This window comes from Duffyella sp. Ts4 (assembly GCF_051851875.1).
GTDB classification, from domain to species: Bacteria; Pseudomonadota; Gammaproteobacteria; order Enterobacterales; family Enterobacteriaceae; genus Duffyella; species Duffyella gerundensis.
Window position 1 is genome coordinate 13,239 of the sequence record NZ_JBLYPN010000009.1, and the last position, 22,194, is coordinate 35,432.

Here is a 22,194-nt window from a genome sequence, read left to right on the forward strand (position 1 = left end):
CCATGCTCTTTACCCGCTAATCCCGCTTTTTCGGCCGCTTCTGCCCAGGGTGCCGTTAACCTCAACTATGCTTATTCCTCTCGACCGCATTCATCAGAAGGAATAAGCAATGAGCACGATGACCAGTGATTTTTTCGTTGAACGCCTGCAGGCCTGGGGCGTTACGCGTATTTATGGCTATCCCGGCGACGGTATCAACGGCGTGCTCGGCGCCATTCAGCGCGCCAACAAGAAAGGCGCGGGCATCGAATTTATTCAGGTGCGACACGAAGAGATGGCGGCGTTTATGGCCGCCGGGCATGCCAAATTCACCGGCGAGCTGGGCGTTTGCCTCTCCACCGGCGGACCTGGTGCCACCCATCTGCTGACCGGCCTCTATGATGCCAAAGTCGACCATGTGCCGGTGCTGGCAATTTCCGGCCAGGCAGAAGCGACCTCACGCGGTGCCACCTATCAGCAGGAATTAAACCTCGATCGCGTATTTGCTGATGTGGCTAACTTCGTACAGGAAGCGGCAGCACCGGCACAGATCCGCCATCTGGTGGATCGCGGCGTGCGCATCGCTATCGCGCAGAACGGCGTGTCGGTGCTGATCCTGCCGAAAGATATTCAGGATGAGCCGTGGCAGCCGCCGCAGCACGCACACGGTTTTACCCACTCCGGCACCGGCTATCAGCGGCCAAAAGTGGTGCCGTACGAGGCAGACCTGCAAAAAGCGGCGGCGATCCTTAACGCCGGTAAAAAGGTCGCCATTCTGATCGGTGCGGGCGCACGCGGCGCGGCGGTGGAAGTGGTACAGGTCGCGAACCTGCTCGGTGCCGGCGTGGCCAAAGCGCTGCTCGGCAAGGATGTGCTGCCGGACGACGCGCCGTTTGTCACCGGATCCATTGGTCTGCTCGGCACCCAGCCCTCTTCTGACATGATGGCCGAATGCGACACGCTATTGATGATCGGCAGCGGCTTCCCGTGGACCGAATTCCTGCCGAAAGAGGGCCAGGCGCGGGCGGTGCAGATCGATATCGACCCGTCGATGCTTGGCCTGCGTTATCCCAACGAGATTAATCTGCACGGCGATGCAGCGGAAACACTGCGTGCGCTGCTGCCGTTGCTGGAACACAAAGACGATCGCCAGTGGCAGGAGGAGATTGCCCTCAACGTCAAAGCGTGGTGGCAGGTGATGGAAGCGCGCGCCATGGCACCGGCCAATCCGGTTAACCCGCAGCGCGTGGTGTGGGAGATGTCGCCGCTGCTGGCGGATAACGCTATTGTCACCTCCGATTCCGGCTCCTGCGCTAACTGGTTCGCCCGTGATTTCCGTGTCAAACAGGGGCAGCGCGCCACGCTCTCCGGCGGCCTCGCCTGCATGGGCGCCGCGGTGCCTTTTGCCATCGCCGCCAAGTTTGCTTATCCCGATCGCCCGGTGGTGGCGCTGGTCGGCGACGGCGCGATGCAGATGAACAACATGGCCGAACTGATCACCATTCAGAAATACTGGCAGGGCTGGGCCACGCCGCAGCTGGTGGTGTGCGTGTTCAATAATCAGGATCTCAATCAGGTCACCTGGGAGCAGCGCGTCATGGAAGGCAATCCGCGTTTCGAGGCGAGCCAGCAGGTGCCTGACGTGCGCTATTCGCAGTTTGCTGAGATGCTTGGCCTGAAAGGCATTTACGTTGATGACCCTGAGCAGCTGAGTGCCGCCTGGCAGGAAGCGCTGAGCGCCGATCGCCCGGTGGTGCTGGAAGTGAAAACCGATCCGGAAGTGGCACCGCTGCCGCCGCACATTACGCTGAAACAGGCGAAAGCGTTTATGGCGTCGATGATCAAAGGCGACCGCGGAGCAGCTCAGGTGATTGGCGATACCGCCAGCCAGCTGTTTAACGAGATTTTACCGGGTAAGAAGTAAGCGCGACGGCGGCCCTGCAATGAGGCCGCCCTGAATCAGATTTGAAAATCGAGCACCGGTTCCGTGGTGCTCTCATCATGCAGCGACAGCGCCTGCCGTTTGATCTCTTCAATGGACAGGTTAGCGTTGCACAACTCCAGAAACTGCCAGACGTAGTTGCGCTGCAGCTGGCCGCGTTTCAGACCAAGCCAGACGGTATTGGACTCAAACAGATGACCAACATCCAGCCGCACCAGTGACGAATGCTCATCAAGCTGGCACGCCTGATCGGCAAGAATCCCCACGCCCAATCCCAGTTCAACATAGGTTTTTACTACGTCGGAATCCTGCGCGCTCAGCACGATATCGGGCTTCAGCCCTGCGCCATGAAACGCCCGATCCACCTTTGAACGACCGGTAATGCCCTGACGGTAAGTGATCAGTGGATAACGGCTGAGCGCCGCCAGCGACACCGGATCCTGGCGGGTCAGCTCATGCGCTTTAGGCACCAGCAGCGCATGGTGCCAGCCAAACCACGGAAAAGCCGCCAGCGCGCTGTGATTCACCAGCTGTTCACTGGCGATGCCAACGTCCGCCTCGCCGGCCACCAGCATCGATACAATCTCCTGCGGCGATCCCTGATTCAGCTCCAGCCGTACGTTGGGATAGAGTGCGCGAAAGGCTTTGATCACCCGCGGCAGGCTGTAACGCGCCTGGGTATGAGTGGTGGCGATAGTCAGCACGCCGCTGCTTTCGCTGGTAAAGACATCCGCCAGCCGCCGCACTTTGCCCGCCTCATCAAGGATACGTTCGGCGATGGTGAGCAGCGCTTTGCCCGGCTCGGTCATGCCCAGCAGCCGCTTGCCGCGACGGATAAAAATCTCCACGCCCAGCTCATCTTCCAGATCGCGGATGTGACGACTGACGCCCGATTGCGAAGTGAACAGCGCATTGGCCACTTCGGTCAGATTGAATTCGCAACGGGCGGCTTCCCGAATTATTTTAAGCTGCTGGAAATTCACGCGCGTACCCCTGTAATTATTTGTCAGATAAGGTCATCTTAAGAATGCTTATCCATAGCAACAAATAATAAAAACGGTTTTTATATGCGATTTAGTGATAACGCTACGAGGGGGGATAAAGCAGGCGCGCGACTGCGCGCCGTGGGGAAAGGTTAACTCACCAGCATCAGTTCACGGTCTTCAACCGCTGGCTTGCTGACCAGCGACAGCAGAATATCTTTCACCGCCTGTGCAGAAGGTGAAAGCGGCAGGCGTGAAGAGACGTTCAGCGACAGCGGCAGGTTAAGCGACGGGCTGTTGATGCGCGCCATCCATGCCGGTGTGGAACTGACCAGCGCCCGTGCCGCAGATTCCGGTAACACGGTGACGCCCATCTGGCTGGAGATGGCCGCCGTCAGCGTGGCAATCGATTCAATTTCACCGATAATGCGCGCGCTCAGACGACGCAGTGAAAACGCCTCGTCAACACGCTTGCGCACCGCGCTGTAGTCGCGCGGCAGGAACAGGTTCATCTGCGCCACGTCAGCCAGATCCACCGTCAGGCCCGGCGAATCGGTCGCGCCCACCAGATAAAGCTCTTCTTTCATCAGCGGTGTGCTGGTGATACCGGCGGTAGGCGCCCGATCGTAAAGCACCGCCATATCGAGCTGGCCGTTAATCACCTTCTCATTCAGCGAGGCGCCGCTGTTTTCATGCAGATAGACCAGCACATCGGGCAGGCGATCGCGCACCGTTTGCAGCAGCGGCATGGTCAGCGAAGAGGCCGCGGTGCCTGGCGCCAGGCCAATCGACACCTGGCCGCTCAGCGTTTGTCCGGCATTGATCACCGCTTTTTGCGCCTGCTCGCACTGACGTAAAATGGTGCGAGCATGCGCATAGAGAATTTTTCCGGCGTCGGTAGGCGTGACGCCGCGTTTGGTGCGAATCAGCAGCTGTTGATCCAGCTCGTTTTCCAGCGTGGCCACCTGCTGACTGAGTGCAGGCTGTGCAATATGCAACACTTCCGCTGCCTGCGTCAGGCTGCCGATATCGACGATTTTCACAAAGTACTTCAGTCGTCTTAAGTTCATTTTGCCTCCGTTATGGATCCCCGGGAACCCACTGGGTCATCAGATCAAAAGCCTTACGGCCAATATAATCAGTGACGTTGCAATTAGCAGGCCAGGTTTTTTTAGCAGGCGGGGAGCAGATCGCTAACAGGCGGTAAAATAAGAGAATCTGATTACCCCGGGCGGAGTAATCAGTTGTGGTTATCTACTGGCTGGCGCGTTGCGCACCCTTTCAGTGCAAATAAGCGCAGCCAGCGTGCAAATGGCTGCGCTTACCCTGGGATTTAGCGCTTCTGACGGTTGCGGTACATATCGATCGACACCGCCGCGACAATAATCATCCCTTTGATGATGTCCTGCACGTAGGCATCGACGCCCACAAAGGTGAAGCCGCTTTTGATCAGGCCCAAAATCACCGCACCAATCAGCGTGCCGGTAATGCGCCCCACGCCGCCCATCAGGCTGCTGCCGCCGATGACCGCCGCCGCAATGGCATCCAGCTCATAGCCAACGCCCATGCTCGACTGCCCACTGCTGACGCGCGCCGCCAGCACCACGCCCGCCAGCCCGGATAAGCCGCCCGCAATGGTATAGACGATCACCAGATATTTATTTACGTTGATGCCGGAGACCTTCGCCGAGGTCATGTTGCCGCCGATGGCGTAAACATATTTGCCGTAGCGGGTATGCTTCAGGGCGATATGGAACACCAGCGCCACCGCCAGGAAGATGATCACCGGCATGGCACCCTCGCCGATGGAGGTGAAGCCATCGGAGAGGAAGCTGATCGGATTACCCTGAGTGTAATATTGTGCCAGGCCGCGCGCCGACACCATCATCCCCAGCGTGGCGATAAACGGCGGAATGCCGGTTTTGGTGGTCAATACGCCGTTGAGCAGCCCACAAATCAGGCCAACCGCAATCCCGGCGCCAATCGGCACCGCCGCAGGCAGATCCACCAGCGAAGGAAACATCGGCGTCAGGCTGTCAGAGGTTTGCGCCAGGCTGGCCGCCACCACCGCGGTTAGCGCTATCACCGAGCCCGACGACAGGTCGATGCCGGTGGTAATGATCACCTGGGTCACGCCCACCGCAATAATGCCGATAATCGCCACCTGCAGCAGAATCAGCACCAGACGGTTGGTGTTCATCAGGAAAGATTGATCGCGCACATACCAGCCGGCAATTTCAAAAATCAGCGCAATGCCGATCATGACGATAAAAATACCGGTGTCTTTTGGCACCCGATGCTTCAGTCGGTCAGAGAGCGAACGCTGCTCCGCCGGCTGTTGAACGTTAACTTTCGTGTTGCTCATAATGGTTCCTCGCGCCCTATTCCGATGCCAGCGACAAGATGTTCTCTTGCGTAGCCTGCTCTTTATCCAGAATCCCGGTGATCCGACCGCCGTGCATGACCATGACCCGATCGCTCATGCCGATAATTTCCGGCAGCTCTGAGGAGACCATGATGATGGCAACGCCGCGGTTGGCCAGTTCGCTGATCAGCCGATAGATCTCCGCCTTGGCACCGACATCAATGCCGCGCGTCGGCTCGTCAAGAATGAGGATTTTCGGCTGCGCCAGCAGCCAGCGGGCGATGAGCACCTTTTGCTGGTTGCCGCCGCTCAGGTTATTGATGATCTGATCCATGGTTGGCGTTTTGATATTGAGCTTGCGGATCTGCTCCATGCAATCCTGCGCCATCTGCACATGGCTGACGAAACCCGCCTTGCTGCTGTATTCCGGCATGTTGACGATGCTCATGTTTTCCATCACCGACAGCACCAGAAACAGACCGGACTTTTTGCGGTCTTCGGTCAGAAACGCCATGCCCTTTTCAATCGCGGTGGACGGCGAATCGATGTTCACCGGCACGCCGTCAATCAGCACTTCACCGCCGTCGGTGCTGGTCATGCCGAACAGGCTTTCCATCACCTCGCTGCGGCCCGCGCCGACTAATCCGGCAACGCCAAGGATTTCACCGCGCCGTACGCTGAAGCTGATATCGTGAAAGGTGCCTTTACGCTGCAGGTTGCGTACCGTCAGCACCTCTTCACCGATAGCGTTGTTGAACTTAGGAAACAGCTGCGTCAGTTCGCGGCCCACCATCTGCGTGATCAGCGACTGGCGGGTAAAATTGGCGGTGTGATCGCTGCTGACCCATTTGCCATCGCGAAAGATGCTGATCTCATCGGTAATGTTGAAGATCTCATCCATTTTGTGGCTGATGTAGACGATAGCTTTACCCTGGGATCGCAAGTCGCGAATAATAGTAAACAGGTGCGCCACTTCACTCTCGGTCAGCGCCGAGGTGGGCTCATCCATAATAACGATGTCGGCATTCCATGAGACCGCCTTGGCGATCTCCACCATCTGCTGCGCGGCGATGCTCAGTTCGCCGACCATGCTATCCGCCTGCAGGCGGATATTGAGCTTGCTCAGCAGCGCCTGCGTTTGCGTACGTAAGGCGTGGTGATCGACGAAGCCATATTTCATCGGCTCGCGACCCAGCCAGATGTTTTCCGCCACCGTCATGTGCGGCACCAGGTTAAGCTCCTGGTGAATCATTGAGATACCGGAACGCAGCGCGTCCAGCGTGTCGACAAACTGCACCGGCTCACCCTTGACGCGAATGGTGCCCTCATCGGGACGGTAAATCCCGATGAGGCACTTCATTAACGTCGATTTGCCCGCGCCATTTTCACCCATCAAGGCATGTACCGTTCCGGGACGCACGCGCAGTGAGACATTGCTCAGGGCTTTAACGCCAGGAAAGAACTTGCTGATGCCTTCGGCTTCCAGCGCATAAGCAACCATAAATCACCTCCATCCTGCTGATTAGACAGAATTATTTCTGGTTAAGGTTGAGGTATTTTTCGTAGTTGTCTTTAGTCACTAACTGGAAAGGAATGTCGACAATGCTCTGAACTTTCTCGCCTTTCGCCAGCTTAACGGCGGTTTTAATCGCGCCTTCACCCTGACCTTTCGCATCCTGGAACACGGTGGCCACCATTTTGCCGCTTTTGATCATCTGCAGCGCATCCGGCGTGCCATCGACGCCAGCAATCAGCACGTTGTCTTTGTTTTTGCCCAGTGCCTGCAGGGCACCAATCGCCATTTCATCGTTGTTGGAAGCGATGGCATTGATATCATCACCGGCGGTCATCCAGTTACTGACCACGTCCACGGCATCGTTACGCATAAACTTCGCCGTCTGTTTTTGCACAATTTTGATGCCTGGGTATTTTTTGGCCACCGCTTCCACACCTTTGGTGCGTTCACGGGTGGATTCGTTGGCCAGATCGCCCATCAGAATCGCCACGTTACCTTTGCCGTTCATCGCTTTTGCCAGCGCTTCCATCTGCAGACGGCCCGCCAGTTCAGAGTCGGAGCCGACATAGGCCATTTTATCGCCCAGCTCAATCTGCGGCTTACGGTTCACAAACAGCAGCGGCACGCCCGCTTTCTTCGCCTGATCGACAATCGGCTTCACCGCGTTGGTGTCTACCGGGTTGACGATGATCACGTCAACGCCCTGACCAATGAAGTTCTGCACCTGTTGCAGCTGCTGCGCGACGTCGTTTTTCGCATCTTCAACCTGGCCGTTGACCTGCTCATTTTTCATTTCACGCTGCATGGAGTTGCGCAAAATGGTGAGAAAGTTGTCATCAAACAACGCCATTGAGACGCCTACGGTAATATCTTTCGCCATGACGGCGGCAGGTAACATACACACCAGCAAAGAGGCAATAACGGTTTTTCTAATGTTCATGGGTGACCCTTTTTTCATCATTAATATGCGCAGGTTGGCTGGAACGACGAATGAAAAAATTCTTTTACATTCATCCAACGGCACTGACGAATCCGTAGAGCATGAGTGAGATAACACGATGCAGTCTTCAGGCGTTTGAGCGTTCTCCTGTGTATCAATCAGCTGATAACGTAGTGGATTATTGCTTAATCCCCCTTTCGTAACGGGCGGAACGCGCCGCCAATCAGAAAGATTTATTTATTTCATTAAATTATTATTTGAAACTTTAATTATAAAACCACTGAAACGTATGTTTTAAAAATGCCCAATTACAAAACTTTGACACGCCTCTAACATCTCCGGCGAAATTGCCTCAAAGTGAGATCCGCCCAGCAGTTTAGTTTTGCAGCAGGCCGCGGCTTAAGCGGGCAATCTGCTGCTTTTGCCAGCAAACGATCGAAAAAGCGGGATTCGGGCTTTGACATTTACCAGGGCCATCGCTACTATTCGCCCCGTTCACACGATTCCTCTGTAGTTCAGTCGGTAGAACGGCGGACTGTTAATCCGTATGTCACTGGTTCGAGTCCAGTCAGAGGAGCCAAATTCGAGAAGCCCGCTCAGGGAAACCTGAGCGGGCTTTTTCATGGCCGTCATTTATTGCTGCAGGGTGATTATCGAACGCGCGAGCCCGCAGCTTAATGACCGCAACCGATGCCAGATCACGCTTCGGCACAATAATGCGCGGCCCAGTGCGCGAAGTGTGGGCCAGCGCATAAAAAAAGGGCGTCCAGTTGCCTGAACGCCCTACTCTCTTCACCATTAGTTGGCGGCTTTATGCGAAATCCGAAGGCATAGATCGCTGGCAGGAATACCCGCATGACGGTATCCGCGCCAAAACGGCTATATCATTCCCTCTTTTCCAGCGACTGCGCCACCGGTCTCTAAAGCTGCTTAATGATACGGGCTGGATTTCCCCCTACGACGCAGTTAGACGGCACCTCTTTTGTCACTACCGCGCCGGAAGCCACCACCACATTATCGCCCAGGGTTACACCGGGGTTGATCACCGCACGTCCACCGATCCACACATTATTGCCAATCGTTACCGGCTTGCCGAATTCTTTCCCGCTGATACGCAGTTGAGCATCAAGCGGATGAGTGGCGGTATAGATGTGCACTCCCGGCGCCAGCATGCAGTTATCGCCAATATGCACCTCACATACGTCAAGGATCACGCAGTCAAAATTGGCGTAGAAATTTTTGCCCAGATGAATGTTGTAACCATAATCACAGCGGAAAGTCGGCTCGATATACGCTCCCTGATGAGTGCCTAACAGTTCGTTAAGCCACTGCTTCCGCCGTTCTTCATCATCTGGCGATGAATGGTTGTAATCATGTAAAAGCTGGCGTGCGCGTCTGCGCTCGCTAATAAGTAATGCATCACCGCTCTTATAGAGTTCACCGGCGATCATTTTTTGTTTTTCGCGATTCAACGTCATAGTGCGATATCCTTTAGTGATGCGCTCATGCCCATTCCCCGTATCAGATTTTTACGGCAACCGGTGTCAGAAAAGATATTTAAAGCGTACGCGCGCACCATAGCGGTCATCGGTATTACCCGTTTTAACGGTCGGCGATTCAAGCCAGGAGGCATAAGCGCCCAGGTAAATATTGAAGTTAGGCATATCCATGATATCGGGCAGATGCCATGAAGCATGGAGAGTATGAATGTCATACTTACCCGGTGCCAGAATCGCGCAGTCGCTGTCGCAGTCACTGGCCATCCCGGCCATATTGAATTTGTCGATATTGTTATGCGCATAGATGTAGCCCAACTCCACGCGGTGCCATAAGGCATTGATCCCTGCGCTGAAATCTTTTTCATCAGCAGCGTCGAGATAAGCCGTACTCAGGTTCACGACCGCACCGTTTTCTGCATCCGTTTTAAGCGTGTTCCAGCTCGTCGTTATGCCGTAACCGGTCCGGCTCGACGGGTCCACCCAGGTCCCCTGCGTATTCTGATACCCATAGGCATTATTCACCAGATTGCTTTCGACAGCGGCGGCCACCGACCACTCGCCAGATTGCCAGGCCACAACCGGGCGGGCATACACCACATTTTTACGGTTATCTAACGCATTGCCGTGATACTTATTGTCGACAAATAGCGAGCTGCCATCTTCTATCAGCGTGTTGAGTTCGAAATACCAGTTATCAAGGGTCTTACTGAGCAGGAAATTGCCACCGCTGCTGCTGCGTCCGCGGCCCTCTTTCATCATATAGATATAACCGTAACCGTCACTGTAGAGATCGTTGGCGGTATTACCGGAATATTCAATGAAGGTATCCTGATTAAGCGGGAACATATCCCAGGCCTCGAAACGACCGATTTTAATTTTCCAGTCATCCTGCTGACCAAAGAAAAATGCCGCATCGTCAAGGTTCATTTTTCCGTTAATATCAGCCAGTGGCTGAACGCTAAACCCGGCATATTTTCCATTAATGCCCTTTCGCACACCATCAAAGCCGAGCAAAATACGACCATTGATATCCCAGCGCTCTTTATCTTCCGGAGCCCAGTTTTTATTTGTGCTGGTTTTTATCGAGGTCAGACTGCCGGTGCGGCTGGCGCCATCCATATTAAATTCAACGTCGCCATAAAATTTAATATCACCATAGCCCGTAAGCTGCAGAGCCGGAGCCGGAGCGGGCGCGACGGGCACTGCGGGAGTATTCTTTACCACCGGGGACGATTGTTTCTCCTGCCTGAGGGCGCGAATTTCTGCCTCCGCACCCGCCGCGCGCTGCTCAGTGGCCTTCAGCCGCTGCTCCATGTGTTCCAGCCGCTGTTCGAGGGAAAGCGTATCCTGTGCATGGGCTACCGAGGTACATACAGACGTCAAAATAGCTCCGACCCAGATTTTATTCATCGGAAAATCCTTCTTATTATTTATATTAATTTGTCATTTTTTATAAACAGAGCCCGAAGATAAACGCGATAATAGCCCGCCCATCATTAAAGACGGGTTATTATCGTTACTGAAATGGTTTATTCCAGCTGCCAGGCTCCAGCCTCTGATAATGTCGCCGTGCCATGCCAGGCGAATAAACCTAATTGGCGGCGATCGGCATCAGGATATATTCGGCTACTGAGGCATGCCTCACCGTCATTAACGAATACTTCGATCGACGAGCTGTCAATAAACAGACGTAAAGCCAGAGGCGCGCCGGGAACCAACGGTACGCTGCGTGTGCCGCATAATCCGTACTGCGGATAACGGCGTTCAAGCACCAGACGCTGCATCTGTGTATCAACATAAACACGCAGACCCTCTCCCAGGCTAAGTCCATACTGTTCCGCATCACTGCTTGTGCAGTCCCAGTGAAGCACGACTTCCATGGCCTCCGCTTTGTTCGCCATGAGAGTCTGCTGGTTTTTCAGGCTACTGACCGGCCACGGCAGCCAGGCCTGGCGCAGAGCTTCCACCTCTTTCGCGGGGCGCATTTGCAGACGATTGTTCTCATTAAGCGTCAGCTCACGCGGCAAAGACAACATTCCGCACCAGCCGTCCTGTTGCTCCGGCATCGGCGACTCCCACATATTCAGCCAGCCAATCACGATGCGGCGGCCATCTGGCGTCAGGAAACTCTGCGGGGCATAGAAATCATGCCCGTGATCCATTTCGACGAATTCCCCTGCGCGGACAAACGGCTCTCCGGGCTGCCAGTCACCCACCAGATAACCGCTCTGAAACAGATTACGGTTCTCAAAACCCTGTGCGGCTATCCCCTGCGGAGAAAACATCAGGACACGTTTGCCATTCAGGCTAAACAAATCAGGGCACTCCCACATAAAGCCCATACCGGCTTCCGCCTCATCGAGGATCCCCTCATCCTGCCACTGACGCAGATCGGCTGAACGATACAAGCGTATTTGCCCGGTATCACCAACGCGTGCACCAACGACCATGTACCAGTTATCCCCTTCGCGCCAGACCTTGGGATCGCGGAAATGATGCAAATCCGCCGGGGTATCGATAACCCTCCCCTGACGGGTAAAGTGAACGCCATCGCGACTGGTTGCCAGGCACTGAACCTGATAAAGGTTCTCGTCGTCGCTGACATCACCGCGAAATTTATGTCCGGTGTAAATCAGCGCCAGGGTATCGCCGTCAATAACCGCTGAACCAGAAAAACAGCCGTCTTTGTCTTCCGGCCCTTCCGGGGCCAGAGCAACCGGTAAATGCTCCCAGTGAAGCAAATCTTTACTCCGCGCGTGTCCCCAATGCATCGGCCCCCACTGAGTGGAATAAGGATGATGCTGATAAAAGGCGTGATACCAGCCCTCAAACCAGATCAGGCCATTAGGATCGTTAATCCAGCCAGCCCTGGCGGCAAGGTGATAGCGCGGATACCAGCGCAGGTTTAGCTTCTCGCATTTAGCCTGCAGCTCCTGTTCAGCCTGAGCAATTGTGTAGTTCATAATTTTCAGCCTTTTCAATCAGATAGTGGAAAGTGGGCTTACCTGCGGATCCAGTGAAGCTTTACCGGAGCGCAACAAGAAAATAGAAATAAAGGTGATACAGAACACCATCGCTCCCATAAACAGGTAGGACTGAGCAAATCCGTATTTTTCGTAGCTGTAGCCAGCGAGGGGTGACAACACGGTGGCAATCACTGAACTGGTACAGGCAAAGCCCACCAGATAGAGCGTGGAAGAGAGGCGTTTATCGAAGTTAAGACTGTTGTATTTGAAGATAGCGATTAACAGTATCGGGAGTTCAACGGCATGCAGCAGCTTAGTAATAGAGATAAGCAGCGGGCCTTCCACTAACCCGGAAGCGACCATGCGCATCGCCATCACCATTCCAGCGAAAATCAGCCCGTTTTTAGCGCCGACACGATTGACCAGCCATGGCGCACAAAACATGCCTGCGGCCTCAAGGAATACCTGAAACGAATTAAGATAACCGTACATGGCATTCCCTTCATGTTGCGTCGGGAACTGTGATGAAAAATAGACCGGGAACTGTTGATCGTAGACACCGTAAATACAGGTGCCGACCACAAAGAAGACTAACGCCCAGAAACGCGGCAGGGTCAGCAGGCGTAATGCATCCTCAAGCGTGACTTTTCCCCCTGCCACCGCCTCCTCCATTGCATGGGGGGCTGAAGAAACGCGTAAGCGCATCAAAAGCAGGAAGAAGATCAAACCAGAACAGCTGGCGACGGCGAAGTTTAATGCCGGTTTAATATTAAACAAGAGTCCGGCAAAAAAGGTTGCCACGGCCCAACCCAGCGACCCCCACATCCTTGCTTTTCCGAATTCAAACTGGCTCTGACGGGCGACACGCTCGGTGTAAGATTCCAGTACGCCAATACCGCCATTGAATGTCAGACCGATATAAATGCCGCCAAAAAAACTGCCCAGAAAGACGTTAATTTTTAGCAGATGGCCAAACAACAGATAGGCCGGGCCGGAAAAAATCAATAATGCGGTGATAAACCAGAGCAGATGCTTGCGCAGCCCCAGCTTATCCTGAATAAAGCCATAACAAATTTGCACAAACAGCGTGGAAAAAGAGACCACTGAAAAAATGATTCCGGTATCCCCTGCTTTCAGACCGACTTCCTGATGTAGCCAGATCGAGAGCAGTGAGCCGGTAGAAGACCAGGTGACAAAGAAAAAGAACAATAAAAAACTGAGTATCAGATAACGGTGAGAATGACGGGTTTTCATTATGACAATCTCATACTGAGGTGGGGCCAAAATGATAACGTTAACATTAAGAGAGGCGCATGGCGTTTTGCTGCAATTCTGGATGTTAATCACAAAAGTTAACGTTAACATACACAGTATGAGATCATGATCAATATTTCTTATTTACTGCAACCCACTTCCGTCGTCCAAAATCACGGATGATCCTTTTACATCAGCAAGTTAGTTTTATAACCTGTGGCACAGACCAGAGCTGGAGCAAAACGCATGGCGTCCCTGAAAGATGTGGCAAAACTGGCGAATGTCTCGCTGATGACGGTTTCCAGGGCATTAAACTCCCCGGAGCGCCTAAAGCCGGAGACCTTGTCCCGCGTACAGTCTGCTATCGATGCGACCAATTACGTGCCCGATTTATCGGCAAAAAAAATACGCGGCGCTCATGCCATTGCAAAAACGATCGGTGTGCTGGCGCTGGATACCGTTACTACCCCGTTTTCGGTGGAAATTACCCTCTCCATTGAAGAAACGGCACGGGGGCATGGCTGGAATAGCTTTGTGGTGAACATGTTTTCGGATGACAGCCCGGAGAATATGGTTGATCTGCTTCTCTCACACCGGCCGGATGGCATTATCTATACCACCATGGGATTGCGACAGGTGCCGCTGCCCGAGAAGTTATTAAACCTGCCCTGTGTGCTCGCCAATTGCGAAAGCCTGCATCAACAGGTAGCGAGTTATATTCCGGATGACGAACATGGACAATATGCTGCGGTACGTGCGCTTTTGTCTGCAGGCTATCGGCGCCCACTCTGCTTACATTTGCCTGCGGCCCATCTTGCCACGGTCAGACGCCGCAAAGGTCTGGAACAGGCATGCAGAGAGGCTGGAGTGGCCCCTGAGACACTGGGCCACTATTACATGGCATTTGGCGATGAGCATTATCGGGATATTCCGGCGGTTGTGCAGGCACATATTCATCAGCAAAAACCCTTATTCGATTCAGTGATCTGCGGTAACGATCGCATCGCGTTTATGGTGTACCAGACGCTCATGGCACAAGGCCTGAGGATCCCCGAAGATGTGGCAGTGATGGGCTACGATAATATGGTGGGGATCGGTGATTTGTTCCTGCCGCCGTTGTCCACGGTGCAATTACCCCATTATGAAATTGGCAGGCTGAGTGCGCTTCACATTATCGAAGGTAAAGCCCATCGCGATGTCATAAAAGTCGACAGCCCATTACTGCTCCGTCAGTCAATGAATGCAGTAAAGTGAATCGCCACAGGTTTCCGACGCCGAAGCGTTAAAACGCGCAGCGGTTAAACAGGTTGTTGATTGCGGCCATTGCACCTTATGCGTTGCCTGCTTTTTTGATATCACCGCGCACCGCCACGGATACGCCGCTCGATACCCGATCACGCTGCGGCCTCATAATGCGTGGCCCAGCGCATAAAAAAAGGGCGTCCAGTTGCCTGAACGCCCCACTCTCTTCAGCGATTAGCTGGCGGCGTTATCGCGGCCATCCGGCTTAATGCGAAACCAGAGGGCGTACATCGCTGGCAAGAACACCAGCGTGACGAGGGTGCCACCCAAGGTGCCGCCGATCAGCGTGTAGGCCAGCGTGCCCCAGAACACCGAATGGGTCAGCGGGATAAAGGCCAAAATGGCGGCGATTGCCGTCAGTAATACTGGCCGCGCCCGCTGCACCGTCGCTTCCACCACGGCATGAAACGGATCCAGCCCTTCGCGCTCATTGTGGTGAATCTGCCCAATCAGAATCAGCGTGTTGCGCATCAGTATCCCTGACAGCGCAATCAGCCCCACCAGCGCATTGATACCAAACGGCTGATTAAACAGCAGCAGCGTCGGCACCACGCCAATCAGCCCCAGCGGCGCGGTAAGAAACACCATGACCATCGCTGATATCGATCGCACCTGCAGAATGATAATCAGCAGCGTCATGGCGATCATGATCGGAAACAGCGGCGCCATCGCTTTGGTGGCCTTAGCGGACTCTTCAATCGATCCCGCCTGCTCAATGCGGTAGCCCGCAGGCAGCGCATCGATCACCGGCTGCAGTAAAGGTGCAAGCCGCGCAGAGACGTCCGGCGGCTGCAACGCCTCATCAATATCACCGCGCACGGTAATGGTGGGCGTGCGATCGCGGCGGCGCAGCAGCGGATCTTCCATGCGCACCGCGACTTCGCCCACCTGCGACAGCGGAATGCGTTGTCCGGCGCTGCCCACCAGCGTAAAGCCCGCAATTTTGGCGGGATCGAGACGAATATCCCCTGCTGCCCGGCCCATTACCTGCACCGAACGAATATCTTCGCGCACGGCGGTAATCGGCACGCCGGAGAGCAGGAATTGCAGCTGCTGCGCTACCGCGCTGGAAGTCAGCCCTACCGCCTGCAAACGATCCTGATCGAGGCTGAAGTGCAGCGTCGGCACTCGTGCGCCCCAGTCGATGTTCACGGTGCGCATCATCGGGCTGGCCTGCATGATCGCCTCTACCTTCGCCGCAATATCGCGCAGCGTATCCGGGTTCGGCCCCATCACCCGCCACGCCACTGGATAGGGTGAGTAAGGACCGAACACCAGCTGCGTAACGCGAACGCGCGCTTCTGACGCCAGCCCGCCGGCAATCGCCTGGCGCAGACGCTGTTTCAGCGCCTCACGCGCCTGTTGATCGGCGGTCAGCACCACAATTTTCGCAAACGAGGGATCGGGCAACTCTGGCGCCATCGCCAGATAGAAACGCGGCGATCCCTGACCGATATAGCTGGTCACGATGTGCGCTTCCGGCTGCTGTTGCAGCCACTGCTCAACCTTCACGGCGGCAGCGTGGGTCTGGGCAATGGCGCTGCCATAAGGCATCTGGATTTCCACCAGCACTTCCGGGCGATCTGACGTTGGGAAAAACTGCTTCTTCACCAGTCCCATGCCCAGCACCGCCAGCACAAATACCACGACCACCGCCGCCGCGACCCAGCCTTTGCGGGCAATCACCGCGCCGAGCAGCCGACGAAAGCGCTGATAGTGCCGCGTGTTGTAGATCGCCGCATGGCCGCCCGCCACGGTTTTGATCTCCGGCAGCATTTTTACGCCGAGATAAGGCGTAAACACCACCGCCACCACCCATGAAGCGATCAGCGCGATGCCGACAATCCAGAACATGTTGCTGGTGTATTCCCCGGCGGTGGAGTGCGCAAAGCCATTCGGCATAAACCCCACTGCGGTGACCAGCGTGCCCGCCAGCATCGGCGCGGCGGTGTGGCTCCAGGCGTAGGCCGAAGCTTTGATGCGATCGTAGCCCTCCTCCATTTTCACCACCATCATCTCAATGGCGATAATCGCGTCATCCACCAGCAGGCCAAGCGCCAGAATCAGCGAGCCCAACGTAATACGGTCGAAGTTTTTACCCGACGCCGCCATAATCACAAAAACGATCGCCAGCGTGAGCGGCACCGCCGCGGCCACCACCACGCCCACGCGCCAGCCCATGCTGATAAAGCAGACCACCATCACCACCAGCAGGGCGACGAAAAACTTCACCATGAACTCATCCACCGAGGCGCTGATGTTCACCGCCTGATCGGTGACCTTGACCAGCGACATGCCCAGCGGCATCGATGCATTAATCTGCGTGGTTTCCGCCGCCAGCGCCTTGCCGAGTTCCAGCCCGTTCCAGCCTTCGCGCATGATGATGCCGAGCAGCAGCGCCGGTTCCCCCTGATTGCGAATCATAAAGGTGGCGGGATCTTCATAGCCGCGCGCCACGGTGGCGACATCGGCCAGCTTCAGCGTTTTGCCCTGCACCACAATCGGCGTGTTGCGAATTTTTTCCAGCGAATCCAGCGCGCCGTCCAGCCGCAGAAAAATCTCCGGGCCTTTAGTGGCAATTGAACCGGCGGGCGTCAGTACGTTTTGTTCGTTGAGCGCGGTAAAAATATCCTGCGGCGCGATGCCCAGCGTCGCCAGCCGATCGTGTGAGAACGAGACAAAAATGCGTTCAGCCTGTTCGCCGATAATATTGACCTTTTTTACCCCCGGCACGTGCAGCAACTGCTGGCGCAGCTGTTCGGCATCGCGCGCCAGCAGGCGCTGCGGCTCACCTTTGGCCTTCAGCGCATAGAGCGCAAAGGTCACGTCGGAAAACTCATCGTTGACCATCGGGCCGATGACGCCCGCGGGCAGCGTTTTGGCTGCGTCACTGATTTTCTTGCGCGCCTGATAAAACTCATCCTGCACCTCGGCAGGCGGCGCGCTGTCCTGCAACGACAGCATGGTGAATGCCAGCCCTGGCCGCGTGTAGGTTTCGCTGCGGTCATACCATTTCAGCTCCTGCAGGCGCTTTTCCAGCGGTTCCGCCACCTGATCCTGCATCTCCTGAGCGGTGGCGCCCGGCCATGCGGTAATCACCGTCATCTGCTTCACGGTAAACGGCGGATCTTCGGCGCGTCCCAGCTCGAAAAACGACAGGATGCCCGCCACCACGATCAGGATAATCAGGAACAAGGTTATGGCGCGCTCACGGACGGCAAGCGCGGAGAGGTTAAAGCGGCCGCTGCTCATGGCTGACTCCCGGTGGGAGCAGCGTGATGCGTGTCCGGCAGACGCACCGCTTCCCCTTCATGCAGCAGATGGGCGCCGAGCGCGACCACCTGCTCATTGGGCCGCAGGTTGCCGGTGACGCTGGCCGCCTCATCGCTGATGCCGACCACCTGCACCGGCTGCCAGGAGACGCTGGCGGGCTCACCGCTAATCCGCCAGACGCCGCTGCCTTTGCCCGCATCGTACAGTGCGGCGACCGGCACCTGCATCAGCGTCGACGCGGCTGCATCACCGATCGCCAGCGTCACGGTAGCGCCCAGCGGCGCGTTGGCCAGCGCGCCGGTCAGCACATAACGCGCTTCATAGGTGCGGGTCAGCGGATCGGCCGCATCGGAAAGCAGCCGCAGCGTAGCCGGTTCGGCATCCTCACTGGCGCCGTATAAGGTTGCCCGCGCGGTGCTGCCTACGGCGGGACGCAGCGTTTCCGGCAGCTGCACCCGCGCTTCGCGTTGCCCGGCGTGCGCCAGTCGCACCACCGGCTGTCCGGCGCTGACCACCTGCCCCGGCTCCGCCAGCGTTTCAACCACCACGCCATCGGCATCGGCCAGTAACACGGCGTAGCCGGTGGCATTCCGCGCCACATCGGCCTGCGCCTGTGCGGCACTGAGCTCCGCTTTAGCGGTATCAGCCGCGACCTTAATGCGATCGTAATCGGAGGCAGAGACCGCACCGGCGCTAACCAGCCCGCGATAGCGCGCAGCATCGTCGGCGGTTTGTCGTGCGCGCGCGCGGGCGGCGGCGACCGCCTGCTGCTGAGACTGCGCCTGCAGGCGCAGGTCAACCGGATCCAGACGCAGCAGCGGCTGACCGCGCCGCACGCGCTGGCCGGTTTCCACCAGCCGTGCAAGGATTTTGCCGGAGACGCGAAAGCCGAGGTCGCTTTGCGTACGGGCCACCACCACGCCGCTAAATGCCCGTGCGTTGTGCTGCGCAGGCGTCACGGCGGCGACCCGCACCAGCGGAGGCTGGGTACGCGGATCGGTGGCGTCGGGATTGTCGCCGCAGGCCGTCAGGGCAAGCGGTAACAGTAAAACGGCGATGGAGGCAGCATTAAGCCGGAGCATGGGTTCCCTTACTGAAGTATCAGGACAGAAACCGCATTCTCCGACTAGTGACCAAAAATGTCAATCGTCACAAATTAAGGGGCCAGACTGCGCAGGATCAGCGAAGAGAGGTGCTGAGCCGCCTCATCGGCGGTATCCAGATTGTACTGCAGCTGGACGGGGCTGATATAAGGGCGCAGCACCAGAAAAATGGCATGTGACGCCTCATCCAGCGGCGTTTTGCGCTCAAACTCCCCTGACTGACGACCCGCCAGCAAAATCTCCTGCACCAGCTGCAGTAGCTGCGCCTCATGCGCCACGGCGGAAGGCCATTTATCGCGGGACGAGACGGTCGCAATGTCATACAGCTTACGATCGTGGAAAAAGAGATCGCTGCCTGCTTCAACCAACGCCTTGAAAAAACGGCGTAATTTTTCCGATGCCGTGGGCGCATCGGCGATTGCCAACAGCACGATATCCCGCAGCATTGCCAGGCGATTGCTGCAAATCACCTCGCCAATCGCCTGTTTGGAATCAAAAAATTTATAGATATAGGCTTTGGAAAAGCCGATGGCTTTGGCTAAATCAGATACGGTGGTTTTTTCATAACCAAAGTGGCTGAAATACTCGGTGGCCGCGGCCACCACCTGTTCGCGAACGCTGTGATCCAGAGGGCCACGCGTGTGGGAGTTCTTCATAAGTGTCGTCATTTCTCCAGCTTAGCCCGCACCGGCCTGATTGACAATGAGTGACCAAAGTATAATATGGTCACAAATTCAGTTGTTCAAGGAATGCTCATGTTTGTTCTGCGTGCCCTTTCTCTGCTGGTCAGCGGCAGCCTGTTGGCAGGCTGCGCGGTGGGACCCGATTATCATCGTCCCGATCTCGCGCTGTCCGATCGCTATCAGACCTCATCCGCTGTTTCGCAGAGTGGCACCGGTCAGCCCGCCAGTTTTAGCCTCTGGTGGCAAGCGTTCCATGATCCCCTGTTAAGCCACCTGGTTTCAAGCGCACTGGCGCAGAATCTTGATATCGCCCAGGCGGCAGCCCGTCTCAGCCAGGCGCGTGCGGGCGTTGGCGCGGCCACGGCGGCGCTGCTGCCCTCTGCCACGGTCAGCGCGGAGGGCGCGCGCGCCAGACAGTCGCTGGAAACCCCGATCGGTCAGCTGCTTAACGCCAGGCCGGATGACTCGCGTTATGGCAGCGCCTGGCAAACCGATCTCAACGCCAGCTGGGAGCTGGATCTGTTTGGCGGCCTGCGCCGGGGCAGAGAAGCGGCGCTGGCAGAGTATCAGGCCGCACAGGCGGCGGTGGTGGCGACCCGGTTGGCAGTTGCCGCGCAAACGGCAGACAGCTATATCACGCTGCGCGGTTTACAGGCACGGCTGGAGATCGCCAGACAACAGGTGGCGGCACAGCGTGAGCTGACCGAAAAAGTCAGGCTGCTTACCGCGCAGGGGCTGGTGGAAACTCGTCAGCTGCAACAGAGCGAAGGCGCGCTGGCACAGGTTGAAGCCCGTATTCCTGCCCTGCAACAGGCCATTGATGCCGCGATGAATGCGCTGGACGTGATGCTGGCCACGCCGCCGGGCACCCATCGCACGCTGCTGGCCAAACCTGCTGCCATACCATCGGTGCCGCAAATGACCGCCACCGGCACGCCTGCCGACCTGCTGCGACGCCGACCCGATCTGATCGTGGCCGAGCGCCGTCTCGCGGCGACTAACGCGCGCATCGGCCAGGCGATTGGCGAATACTACCCCACCTTTTCGCTGAGTGCGTTGCTCGGCAGCGCCACGGCAATCTCCGAAGGCCATCTCTTTTCCGGTGCTGCCAGCCAGGCGTCCGGCGTCATCGGCTTACGCTGGCGGCTGTTTGATTTCGGCCGCATCAACGCGCAGATCGCGCAGGCAAAAGGCGAGCAGGCTGAAGCGCTGGCGGCGTATCGACAGGCCGCATTACGGGCCACGGCGGACGTGGAAAATGCGCTCTCCGCGTTGACCAACACTGAAAAACAAACCGCTACGTTGATTGCCGGGGAAACTGCGCTGAGCAGCGCACGCAATGCAACCTTTAGCGCCTGGCAACAGGGTGCTGCCAGCCTGATTGACGTGCTGTATGACGACCAAAATCTGCTGCAGGCGGCCGATGCCCGAGCCCAGGCACAAACGGCCACGGCGCGTGCGGCGGTGGCGACCTTTAATGCACTGGGCGGTGGCTGGCAGCCCGAGAAGGGGGATGTCGCACCGGCTGGCATCGGTGCGCGGGCAAAGCCGTAACCGGCCAACGCGCCTGACAGTTTCGGTGTAAATCAGCCTTGCGGCAGAGAAAGGCCAGAGAGCCGTGGCCGCCATGCGTGGCGTTAAATCCTGCTGCTGTTCCCTGCCGCGCCGGCGTTTTTATTCCGGCGTCCCGCTTTACTGACGCGTAAAGCCCTGTGCTACCATGCCGCTTTGCTTCTTATTTTGCTGAGCATGATGTGGACAGTTCAAAACGTAAAAATGACCCGGAAGGGCTAAAAAAGCGCATTATCGCCGCCGCGCTGGCTAATTTTGCCGAATTTGGCATGCAGGGCGCGCGCATGGAAGAGATCGCTGAAAAAGCGCAGACCACCAAGCGCATGGTGGTGTATCACTTCGCCAGTAAAGAGCAGCTCTATGTTGTGGTGCTGGAGCAGGTCTATCAGGCGATGCGCGAGCATGAAAGCGGACTGGAACTCGCCGGCCTGCCGCCGCGCGAGGCGATGATTCGACTGGTGGAAGCGAGCTTTGATTATCACACTCAGCATCCCGATTTTATGCGGCTGGTCTGCACCGAAAACCTTCTGCGTGGCCGCTATATCTCCCGTTCCGCGCGCATCAAGGCGCTGAACAAAAGCGCGCTGGATGTGCTGGAGGCGGTATTACAGCGTGGCCAGCGCGACGCGGTTTTCCTCCCGTCCATCGATACGGTGGATGTGCACCGGCTGATCAGCAGCATTTGCGTGCATCATGTTGCAAATCGTTACACCTTCAACACCCTCTTCACCCCCAACGACAGCGAGGCGGAAAGCATTCGCCGCAACCGTCAGTTAGCCGTTGATGCCACACTGGGCTACATCTGCCCGCGTTAGTC

Annotated in this window: 16 protein-coding genes and 1 tRNA gene; 5 read left to right on the plus strand and 12 right to left on the minus strand. The window is 56.6% G+C overall.

The window, feature by feature from the left end; translation table 11 throughout:
• Positions 1 to 109 precede the first annotated feature (109 nt).
• Complete coding sequence (locus ACJY2L_RS13920) at positions 110 to 1,903, plus strand: thiamine pyrophosphate-requiring protein (protein WP_439212321.1); 1,794 nt, start codon at positions 110 to 112, stop codon at positions 1,901 to 1,903.
• Between the two features lie 35 nt (positions 1,904 to 1,938).
• Here ACJY2L_RS13920 and cbl read toward each other — a convergent pair whose 3' ends face one another.
• The 5 genes from cbl to ACJY2L_RS13945 all read right to left on the minus strand — a co-directional run bounded on the left by cbl (position 1,939) and on the right by ACJY2L_RS13945 (position 7,725).
• On the minus strand, positions 1,939 to 2,904 hold the full coding sequence (gene cbl / locus ACJY2L_RS13925; RefSeq protein WP_439212322.1) for an HTH-type transcriptional regulator Cbl: 966 nt from the start codon (positions 2,902 to 2,904) through the stop codon (positions 1,939 to 1,941).
• Positions 2,905 to 3,056: 152 nt separating this feature from the next.
• Entirely contained in the window at positions 3,057 to 3,974 is a 918-nt protein-coding gene (gene nac / locus ACJY2L_RS13930; RefSeq protein WP_067431870.1) for a nitrogen assimilation transcriptional regulator NAC, read from the minus strand.
• Positions 3,975 to 4,237: 263 nt separating this feature from the next.
• Complete coding sequence (locus ACJY2L_RS13935; RefSeq protein WP_067431873.1) at positions 4,238 to 5,269, minus strand: ABC transporter permease; 1,032 nt, start codon at positions 5,267 to 5,269, stop codon at positions 4,238 to 4,240.
• Positions 5,270 to 5,285: 16 nt separating this feature from the next.
• Complete coding sequence (locus ACJY2L_RS13940; protein WP_187487503.1) at positions 5,286 to 6,770, minus strand: sugar ABC transporter ATP-binding protein; 1,485 nt, start codon at positions 6,768 to 6,770, stop codon at positions 5,286 to 5,288.
• A 31-nt stretch (positions 6,771 to 6,801) separates the two neighbouring features.
• Positions 6,802 to 7,725: a sugar ABC transporter substrate-binding protein gene (locus ACJY2L_RS13945; protein ID WP_439212323.1), complete on the minus strand. Its 924-nt coding sequence runs from the start codon at positions 7,723 to 7,725 to the stop codon at positions 6,802 to 6,804.
• Positions 7,726 to 8,229: 504 nt separating this feature from the next.
• Here ACJY2L_RS13945 and ACJY2L_RS13950 point away from each other — a divergent pair.
• A tRNA-Asn gene (locus tag ACJY2L_RS13950) sits at positions 8,230 to 8,305 on the plus strand.
• Between the two features lie 340 nt (positions 8,306 to 8,645).
• On the opposite strand, the gene maa is transcribed toward ACJY2L_RS13950, so the two are convergent.
• The 4 genes from maa to ACJY2L_RS13970 all read right to left on the minus strand — a co-directional run bounded on the left by maa (position 8,646) and on the right by ACJY2L_RS13970 (position 13,447).
• Complete coding sequence (gene maa / locus ACJY2L_RS13955) at positions 8,646 to 9,203, minus strand: maltose O-acetyltransferase (protein ID WP_272889040.1); 558 nt, start codon at positions 9,201 to 9,203, stop codon at positions 8,646 to 8,648.
• Positions 9,204 to 9,269: 66 nt separating this feature from the next.
• On the minus strand, positions 9,270 to 10,634 hold the full coding sequence (locus ACJY2L_RS13960; RefSeq protein ID WP_439212324.1) for a carbohydrate porin: 1,365 nt from the start codon (positions 10,632 to 10,634) through the stop codon (positions 9,270 to 9,272).
• Positions 10,635 to 10,753: 119 nt separating this feature from the next.
• Positions 10,754 to 12,187, minus strand: coding sequence for a glycoside hydrolase family 32 protein (locus ACJY2L_RS13965; RefSeq protein ID WP_439212325.1), 1,434 nt, complete (start codon positions 12,185 to 12,187; stop codon positions 10,754 to 10,756).
• 18 nt (positions 12,188 to 12,205) lie between these two features.
• On the minus strand, positions 12,206 to 13,447 hold the full coding sequence (locus ACJY2L_RS13970) for an MFS transporter (RefSeq protein WP_439212666.1): 1,242 nt from the start codon (positions 13,445 to 13,447) through the stop codon (positions 12,206 to 12,208).
• A 243-nt stretch (positions 13,448 to 13,690) separates the two neighbouring features.
• On the opposite strand from ACJY2L_RS13970, the gene ACJY2L_RS13975 reads away from it, so the two are divergent.
• Complete coding sequence (locus ACJY2L_RS13975; RefSeq protein WP_439212326.1) at positions 13,691 to 14,698, plus strand: LacI family DNA-binding transcriptional regulator; 1,008 nt, start codon at positions 13,691 to 13,693, stop codon at positions 14,696 to 14,698.
• Positions 14,699 to 14,920: 222 nt separating this feature from the next.
• Here the strand turns inward: ACJY2L_RS13975 and ACJY2L_RS13980 are convergent, their stop codons facing one another.
• The 3 genes from ACJY2L_RS13980 to ACJY2L_RS13990 all read right to left on the minus strand — a co-directional run bounded on the left by ACJY2L_RS13980 (position 14,921) and on the right by ACJY2L_RS13990 (position 19,790).
• On the minus strand, positions 14,921 to 17,998 hold the full coding sequence (locus ACJY2L_RS13980; protein WP_439212327.1) for an efflux RND transporter permease subunit: 3,078 nt from the start codon (positions 17,996 to 17,998) through the stop codon (positions 14,921 to 14,923).
• Positions 17,995 to 19,101, minus strand: coding sequence for an efflux RND transporter periplasmic adaptor subunit (locus ACJY2L_RS13985; protein WP_439212328.1), 1,107 nt, complete (start codon positions 19,099 to 19,101; stop codon positions 17,995 to 17,997). The genes ACJY2L_RS13980 and ACJY2L_RS13985 overlap by 4 nt, the downstream gene beginning before the upstream one ends.
• 74 nt (positions 19,102 to 19,175) lie before the next feature.
• Positions 19,176 to 19,790, minus strand: a complete 615-nt coding sequence (locus tag ACJY2L_RS13990; RefSeq protein WP_439212329.1) for a TetR/AcrR family transcriptional regulator — start codon at positions 19,788 to 19,790, stop codon at positions 19,176 to 19,178.
• Positions 19,791 to 19,877: 87 nt separating this feature from the next.
• On the opposite strand from ACJY2L_RS13990, the gene ACJY2L_RS13995 reads away from it, so the two are divergent.
• Complete coding sequence (locus ACJY2L_RS13995; protein ID WP_439212330.1) at positions 19,878 to 21,359, plus strand: efflux transporter outer membrane subunit; 1,482 nt, start codon at positions 19,878 to 19,880, stop codon at positions 21,357 to 21,359.
• 200 nt (positions 21,360 to 21,559) lie between these two features.
• Positions 21,560 to 22,192: a TetR family transcriptional regulator gene (locus ACJY2L_RS14000; RefSeq protein ID WP_439212331.1), complete on the plus strand. Its 633-nt coding sequence runs from the start codon at positions 21,560 to 21,562 to the stop codon at positions 22,190 to 22,192.
• Positions 22,193 to 22,194 lie beyond the last annotated feature (2 nt).